We start from the raw sequence: 8,162 nt of genomic DNA, 5'->3' as shown, positions 1-8,162 counted from the left end.
AGCGGCAGCCAAAAACAAAGCCGTTTTTCAGACGGCCTTACCAGCCGCACTTCCCGGTACAAACTACACCAAAAAAGCCGCTCCCATTAAGAAGCGGCTTTTATCATACAGTGTGATATACGCCCTACGGCTTAAAACGCCAGCTCGGCTTTCAGCCAATAAGTACGCGGCATACCGACTACGGCGAAGCTGCGGTCAAACAGCCCGCGCTGTACCTGCCAGTAGTTTTTATTGAACAGGTTTTCCACCGCCGCGCCAACGGTCAGCGTATTGCCGCCCAGCTTGGTGCTGTAGCGTGCGCCGACATCGACTAAGGTATAAGACGGGAAGGCGTAGGCTTTATCGGTGCGCTGGTATAATTTGCCGAAATATTGTACGCCGCCGTTCAAGGTCAGGCCGCGGGCAAACGGGGTATCCCACTCCACGCCGGCTTTGGCGACGATATTCGGGTTGGCAACCTGCACGCCGCTGACCAGATTATCGGCGGCATTCGGATAATCGCGCACGCGGGATTGCAGATACATCAGGCCGAGCGTCGGGCGCAGGGTGTTGTTCAGCAGATTACCGTACACATTCAGCTCCACGCCGCGGCTGCGCTCTATGCCCTGCGCGTCACCCGCTACCGCGCCCGATGCGATGAAATCCGTGCCGCTTGTGCTGTTGCCGCGCCAGTAGCCCGGGCGGCGGATTTGGAAAGCGTTCAGCGTGGTGACGATATTGCCCCAAGACTGCTGCCCCCAGTTTTTACGCACGCCGACCTCAAACTGGCGGCTTACGCGCGGCTTGGACATGGTGGTATTGCCGAAATCGTCGGTCGAAATATCGGCAGGTTCCAAGTCTTCCATGTAGTTGCCGTAAAACACCCAATCGGGCGTCGGCACATACGCGGCCATCAGCATCGGGCTGAAGCGGCCGGCGCTGCCTTTCTGCCCTGCCCGTTTGTCGGTGTATTCCACCCATTGATAGCGGCCACCCGCAGTCAGGCGGTAACGGTTGCCGGCAAAACCCAGCGTGTCCGACAAGGCCAGGCTGTTGACCTTGATATTGGCATCCAGGCTGGTGGACATATTCTCCGGCAGCACCGGATTGTAGGCGGCCAGCTGCTCGGCGATGCCCGCCGCGCCGTAAGGGGTCACGGTGATGCTGCTGTTGGCCGGGCTTTGCGCGCCCTGCAGGGTGGTGCGGTTGCGGATAATGCGGTCGAACGCGGCGCTCCAGTTGTGCGATACCGGGCCGGTTTCAAATTCGCCGCGTGCGGCCAAATTCATGCTCAGGGTGCGGAAATATTGGTCGGTTAAGCGGGCGCGGCCGGTGGTGTATTGCGTGCCGTCGCAGCGGTTGCCGTTTTGCAGACGGGTCGATGTGGCCGTGGCGCAGGCGGTTGGGGAAACCAGTGTGCCGTAGTAGCGGGCTTTGTTGTAGCCGATGCCGCCGCTGATTTGTACCGGCGCGTCCAAATCGTATTCAAACGTCAGCATATTGGTTTGGCCGACGGTGTTTTGCCCGTTCCAGCCCGGCAGCAGGTTGGTTTCGCCATCGGGTGCGGCAAACAGGCTGCCGTTGGCATTTTGGATATCCTGAATGCGCGCGCGGCCGCCGGCGGTTTTGCGTTTGGCATACACGGTATCGAAAGATACGCGCAGCTTATCGCCGCGGTAATCGGCATTCAGCGCGTATTCATTGTTGTTTTCTTTGTAATCGTCGCGCGGGGTATCGCCGACGCGTTTTTTACCGTTGATGCGTACGCCCCACTGTTTGTCTTCGCCGAAGCGCTGCCCCAGGTCAAACGTACCCTGTGCGCGGCTGTCGCTGAAATAGCCGACGCCGATTTTGCGGTTGCCCTCATCGGCGGCTTTTTTGGTTTCAATGTTCACCGCGCCCGATACCGCGCCCTCGGGATCCATGCCATTTACCGCGGTGTTCGCACCTTTAATCAGCTGCGCGGATGCTACCTGCACGCTGGACGTGCCCTGCGTGCCGTACATTCCGGCCAGGCCGTTAACGCTGAATTGGCGGGCATCGAGCTGGTAGCCTCGGAAATACAGGCCGGTCAGCGTATTGCTTTCGCCGCCGAACTGCCAGGTGGATGCATCTTTTTGGGCAATCACATCCACCAGCGTGCGTGCTTCGCTGTTGTTGATGACTTTTTCGTCATAGCTCACCACCGTTACCGGTGTGGTAAATGCGTTGGCCTTGCCCAGCAGACCCAAATTCACGCGGTCGCGCAAATCGCCGTCGCTGGCAATGGAATAAGAGCGGGCGGCCTGCGCGCGGCGGCTGTCGGCGCGCACGTCCACTTCGTTTACTTCGATTTGTCCGACCGCGGTTTCATCGGCCGCGTAAGCAAAAGCGCTGAGAATCAGCAGCGGCATCAAAGCCAGTTTGCTCTGCATGGTATTGATTCCTAATTGTGATTGTTTGTTGCGTATCGTCGGCAAATCCATCCTGCTTCGGCATAACCATCACCCGCCTTGTCGCAGAATGTACTCACCCTCTATAAATAATGTAAAAACATACAAAGTTATTGTATGCCGGGATTATATATTGATAATATTCCGACCGGCTGAAAATTTTAATAATAATTATTCGTATATTCATAGCATAAGCATATCAAACCGCCCCAGCCCGCGCGCTTGCCGATGCCGCCGATATACGCAAAAGCCGTCTGAATATCGCGCATTTTCAGACGGCCTTACCGATAAAAGAAACCCCAAATCATGGAAAAATGGCAGATTGAATTATACGGTACGCCGCTTTGGCTGCTGAAAACGCTCGGCGGCGTATCGGCCGCGCTGGCGCTGATTGTCTTTTTGGCCGCCCGCACCCGCTTCGGCCAAGAGTTCCGCCATATTTTAAGCCTGTGTCTCACCCGCAAAAGCAGCGTCAAAATTCTGGCGGCGCTGATGGGCATGCTCCTGCTGCTGCTCACCGAAGTCCGCCTGAATGTATTGAGCACGTTTATGTCCAACGGCTTATACAGCTCCATGCAGGATATGAACATCGCCGCTTTCTGGCAGTTTGCCGCCATGAACGCCGGCGTGGTGCTGCTGCGTACCTTCAACGGCGTGATTAACGATTTTCTCGACCAAAGCCTGGCCATCAAATGGTCGGAGCGGCTCAATTTCGTGTTAACCGCGCGTTGGCTGGAAAACAAAAACTACTACCGCCTGCAGATGCGCCGCCACGCGCCCGACAATATCGACCAGCGTATCCAGCAAGACGCGCAGGATTTCATCACCTCCACCATCGAATTTATACGCGGCATGGTCAATTCCGTTGTTTCTTCGCTGGAATTTGCCTTTGTATTGTGGGGCTTGGCCGGTATTCTGACCCTGTTCGGCTTCGACATTCCGCACGGCATCGTATGGTTTGTCTTCATCTTCGTCATCGCCGCCACCTTTGCCGCCATGTGGATCGGCCGCCCGCTGATCCGCTACAACTACGAAAACGAAAAACTCAACGGCAACTACCGCTACGCGCTGGTACGCGTGCGCGACCATGCCGAAAGCGTGGCCTTCTACCACGGCGAAGCCTGCGAAAACCGCCAGCTCGGCCAACGCTTCGCCGCCATCATCCGCAACCGCTGGCGCATCGCCCGACAAAGCGTCGGCCTGAGCGGCTTTAACGATATGTTCAGCAACGGCATCCAGCTGCTGCCGATTATCCTCCAAGCGCCGCGCCTGTTTGCCGGGCAAATCAAAATCGGCGACGTGCAGCAGACCGTCCAAGCCTTTGCCCGCCTGCAGAAAGCCCTCTCGTTTTTCCGCCTTTTCTACGAACAGTTTACCGCCTACCGCGCCCGCCTCGAGCGTTTGCACGGCTTTCTCCAAAGCACACGCGGGCAGCACGACGCGCCCAAGCCGGACACTCATCATATTTCAGACGGCCTCAAGCTGGAAAACCTCACGCTTTACCGCCATAACGGCGACATACTGCTCGGCGGTTTCAGCGTTGCCCTGCAAAGCGGCGATGCGCTGCTGATACAGGGCCCGAGCGGCTGCGGCAAAACCTCGCTGCTGCGTGCGCTGGCCGGGCTGTGGCCTTTCGGCAGCAGCGGCACGCTGCACACCCCGCCGCGTGCCGACATCCTGTTTATCCCGCAACGCCCCTACACCCCTCAGGGCACGCTGCGCGAAGCCGTGTGCTATCCCGATTTGCGCCCCGGCGATGACGAGCTGGCCGCCACCCTGACCCTTTGCCGCCTGCCGCATCTCGTCGCGCATTTGGACGAAACCGACGATTGGCAACACAAACTTTCGCCCGGCGAGCTGCAACGCATCGCCTTCTGCCGCGCCCTGCTCGCCCGCCCCAAAGTCATTCTGCTCGACGAAGCCACTTCCGCGCTGGACGAACCGACCGAAGCCCTGCTCTACCGCACGCTCCGCCGCACACTGCCGGATAGCATTATCGTGAGCATCGGCCACCGCAGCAGCCTGGCCGCCTTCCACAACCGCTTTGCCGAAATCGGAGAAGCCGACTGCGGATAAGGTCGTCTGAAAATGGCCGTCTGAAAATGGCCGTCTGAAAATGGCCGTCTGAAAATGGCCGTCTGAAAATGGCCGTCTGAAAATGGCCGTCTGAAAATGGCCGTCTGAAAAACGGGCGGGGAAATCAATGATTTCCCCGCCCGTTTTTCAGACGGCTTCCACCGTCATCTTCTATTCGTCAGCGCGACTGAATCGGAATCACGCGCGTACGGCTGCGTTTGGCGCCGCCTTCGCAGTAATTGGTTTTCACATAATCTTCGACAATCTGTAAAAACTCGGCAGCGATGTTGTCGCCCTTCAAAGTCACTTTGCGTTCGCCGTCCACATACACCGGGGCAACCGGTGTTTCGCCCGTACCCGGCAGGCTGATGCCGATGTCGGCCAGCTTGCTCTCGCCCGGGCCGTTCACCACGCAGCCCATCACGGCGACGTTGAGCGATTCCACGCCGGGATATTCGCTGCGCCATACGCTCATTTTCTGACGCAGGTAGTTTTGCACGTCTTGAGCCAGCTCTTGGAACACGGTACTGGTGGTGCGGCCGCAACCCGGGCAGGCGGTCACCATCGGGGTAAACGAGCGCAGCCCCATGGTTTGCAGGATTTCCTGACCGACGATGACTTCCTGCGTGCGCGGGCTGCCCGGCTCGGGGGTCAGGGAAATGCGGATGGTGTCGCCGATGCCTTCCTGCAGCAAAACCGACAAAGCGGCGGTGGAAGCGACGATGCCTTTGCTGCCCATGCCGGCCTCGGTCAAACCCAGATGCAGCGGATAGCGGCAGCGGCTGCCGAGTTCGCGATAGACTTGAATCAAATCCTGCACCGCGCTGACTTTGCACGACAAGATAATTTTGTCTTCCGGCAAGCCGAGGGCAACGGCTTTTTCAGCCGATTCCAGCGCGGAAACAATCAGCGCTTCTTTCATCACTTCTTCCGGCGGACGCGGCGTGGCGGATGCCAGGTTGGCATCCATCATGCGCTTGGCCAGGCTTTGGTCGAGCGAGCCCCAGTTGACGCCGATGCGTACGGCTTTGTCGTTTTCTGCGGCAGTGCGGATCATATAGGCAAATTTTTCGTCGCCTTTCACGCCTTTGCCGACGTTGCCGGGGTTGATGCGGTATTTCGCCAGTGCTTTGCCGCACTCGGGAAATTCGGCCAGCAGGCGTTCGCCGTTGAAATGGAAATCGCCCACCAGCGGCGTGGCATAGCCCATATCATCCAAACGGCTGCGGATTTCGGCCACTTTGGCGGCGGCTTCCGGGCTGTTGACGGTGATGCGTACCATCTCGGAGCCGGCATCGCTCAGCTCTTTGACCTGCTGCGCGGTGGCTTCGGCATCGGCGGTATCGGTATTGGTCATAGACTGCACCAATACGGGTGCTTCCGAGCCGATGGTAAGATGGTCGATTTTGACTTGGTGGGTGCTGCGGCGTGTGATTGTGTTCGTCATATCATATTCCTGCCCGCCAAAGCGGGTTTGTCCTGATGGGACACGGCGTGATGCGGCTTGGCCTGATGCCGTGTTATCCGAGCATATTTCCGACAGTTGCGTCAGCCGGCGGCCTGCCTGAGGGTTTGCAATTCTTCCGAATAAGGAAAGCGGCTTTCCAGCTCCGCTTCGCAGCGGTCTGCGGCTAAGATGTCGCCCGCCGCGCGGTAAATCTGCCAGCCCAGCAGCAAATCTTCTGCCGGCAGGCTGCCGGCGGCGGATTCGTAGCGGCGGAAATAATCCAGGGCTTCATTCAGACGGCCTTGCTGCATTTTCACGCGCGCCCAAGCCTTAAAAACGGGATAAAAGCCGGCATCGGCCGCCAGCGCGCGCTCGAAATAGGCATCGGCCAAGGCAAACTGCCCGGATTTGGCGCTGCAGATGCCTTTGTTGAGCTGGGCAACATAAGGCGTGGGATAAGTCGGGTCGGCCAGCGCTTTGTCAAAATAGGCGATGGCTTCGGCCGGCCGGTTTTGCATGCTGCACAAAAACCAGCCGTAGTTATTATTGGTTTCTGCGCGGTCGGGCTGAATAGCCAGGGCTTTTTGGAAGCTCTCCTGCGCTTTGTCGCCCACTTTTAAAAACTGGTAAATCTCGGCGCGCACCAGCCAGGCGTTTTCATTGCGGCTGTCGGCGGCCAGGGCTTCTTCGATGCTCGCGGTGGCCTGCCGGTAGTTTTGCGTCCGCATATATTCCAGCGCCAGCTGGGTTTTGATGTCCGACACCTGCGTCGCGCGCGCCCGCGCTTCCGACCCCAAAGGGTTGGCGCAGGCGGCGATGAGACAAACAGGCAATAAAGCCAACCAGCGTGATTTTGCCATAACCCGACCTTACTGCTCGACGATAATCTGCTGCCATTTCTGCTGGCGGCGGGTTTTGTCCTGCACCTGCCCGGCGAGCTGGCCGCAGGCGGCATCGATGTCGTCGCCGCGCGTTTTGCGTACGGTCACGACAAAGCCCGCCTGCTGCAGAATATCGCGGAACACGCGGATATTCTCCTGCGTGGAGCGGCGGTAGCCCGAATTCGGAAACGGATTGAACGGAATCAGGTTAAACTTGCAGGGCACGTCTTTCACCAGCTCGATCAGCTCGCGGGCGTGCTGGGCTTTATCGTTGATGCCGTCGAGCATCACATATTCAAAGGTAATAAAATCGCGCGGAGCTTTCGCCAGATAGCGTTGGCAGGCCGCCATCAATTCTTTCAGCGGGTATTTTTTGTTCAGCGGCACAATTTCGTCGCGCACCGCATCGTTGGATGCGTGCAGCGACACCGCCAGCGCCACCGGCATGGCATCGCGCAGGCGGTCCATCTGCGGCACCATGCCGGAGGTGGATACGGTGACGCGGCGGCGGCTCAGCCCGTAGCCGTGGTCGTCGAGCATGATGCTCAGGGCGGTAACCACATTGTCGAAATTGGCCATCGGCTCGCCCATACCCATCATCACCACATTGGAAATCACGCGCTCGTTTTTCGGGGTCACACCCATGGCTTTATTCGCCCACCAAAGCTGGCCGATGATTTCGGCGGCGGTCAGATTGCGGTTGAAACCCTGGCGGCCGGTGGAGCAAAACGTACATTCCAGCGCGCAGCCGACTTGCGAGGAAATACACAGCGTGCCGCGCTCGGCTTCGGGAATGAAAACGGTTTCCACGCCGTTGCCCGTACCCACGTCCAGCAGCCATTTGCGCGTGCCGTCTGAAGATTCCTGCGATGTCATCAGTTGCGGAATGCCGACCACGGCCTGCTCGTTTAGTTTTTGGCGCAGCGATTTGGCCAGATCGGTCATTTCGTCAAAATCGGCCGCGCCCGCCTGATGCATCCAGCGCATCACCTGCTTGGCGCGGAAAGGCTTCTCACCCATTTGGGCAAAATGCGCCGTCAATCCCGGCAGGTCGAAATTCAGTAGATTGGTTTTCATGTGTTTGTGTACTTGGTTCGGGCCGGCTGCCTGGTGCGGCAAGCGGCTGTTTGAAACTTTGCGCGGGCGGCGTTTGTACCCCGCCCAAGGCGGCGTGCCTGCGGCGGCACGCGGTTACAGTGAATTAAAATAAAAAAGCGACTTTGGCAACCTTGCGTCGGCGGCTCTGTATCTTGTTTATTTTATGTCACTATTTCACTTAAATTAAAAATCCGAATGGACAATCTGCGTATTTTTCAGACGGCCTACTACAGTCGAAGAACTGAATTT

The 8,162-nt window shown here is 58.1% G+C and carries 5 protein-coding genes; 1 reads left to right on the top strand and 4 read right to left on the bottom strand.

Annotation, left to right across the window (positions count from 1 at the left end; all coding sequences use genetic code 11):
* Positions 1–131 precede the first annotated feature (131 nt).
* Positions 132–2,393 carry a TonB-dependent receptor gene (locus tag BDE01S_RS06250; protein ID WP_066078837.1) on the bottom strand — a complete coding sequence of 754 codons (2,262 nt, stop codon included), beginning with the start codon at positions 2,391–2,393 and terminating at the stop codon, positions 132–134.
* A gap of 324 nt (positions 2,394–2,717) precedes the next feature.
* On the opposite strand from BDE01S_RS06250, the gene BDE01S_RS06245 reads away from it, so the two are divergent.
* On the top strand, positions 2,718–4,487 hold the full coding sequence (locus BDE01S_RS06245; protein WP_066078828.1) for an ABC transporter ATP-binding protein/permease: 1,770 nt from the start codon (positions 2,718–2,720) through the stop codon (positions 4,485–4,487).
* A gap of 178 nt (positions 4,488–4,665) precedes the next feature.
* Here BDE01S_RS06245 and ispG read toward each other — a convergent pair whose 3' ends face one another.
* The 3 genes from ispG to rlmN all read right to left on the bottom strand — a co-directional run bounded on the left by ispG (position 4,666) and on the right by rlmN (position 7,892).
* Positions 4,666–5,934 carry a flavodoxin-dependent (E)-4-hydroxy-3-methylbut-2-enyl-diphosphate synthase gene (ispG, locus tag BDE01S_RS06240; RefSeq protein WP_066078824.1) on the bottom strand — a complete coding sequence of 423 codons (1,269 nt, stop codon included), beginning with the start codon at positions 5,932–5,934 and terminating at the stop codon, positions 4,666–4,668.
* Between the two features lie 101 nt (positions 5,935–6,035).
* Positions 6,036–6,794 (bottom strand): type IV pilus biogenesis/stability protein PilW, encoded by a 759-nt coding sequence (gene pilW / locus BDE01S_RS06235; protein ID WP_066078822.1) that lies wholly within the window; start codon positions 6,792–6,794, stop codon positions 6,036–6,038.
* 9 nt (positions 6,795–6,803) lie between these two features.
* Complete coding sequence (rlmN, locus tag BDE01S_RS06230) at positions 6,804–7,892, bottom strand: dual-specificity RNA methyltransferase RlmN (protein WP_066078832.1); 1,089 nt, start codon at positions 7,890–7,892, stop codon at positions 6,804–6,806.
* Positions 7,893–8,162 lie beyond the last annotated feature (270 nt).

Source organism: Bergeriella denitrificans NBRC 102155 (assembly GCF_001592185.1).
Classification (GTDB): domain Bacteria; phylum Pseudomonadota; class Gammaproteobacteria; order Burkholderiales; family Neisseriaceae; genus Neisseria; species Neisseria denitrificans.
This window is presented reverse-complemented; position numbering and strand designations above follow the sequence as displayed.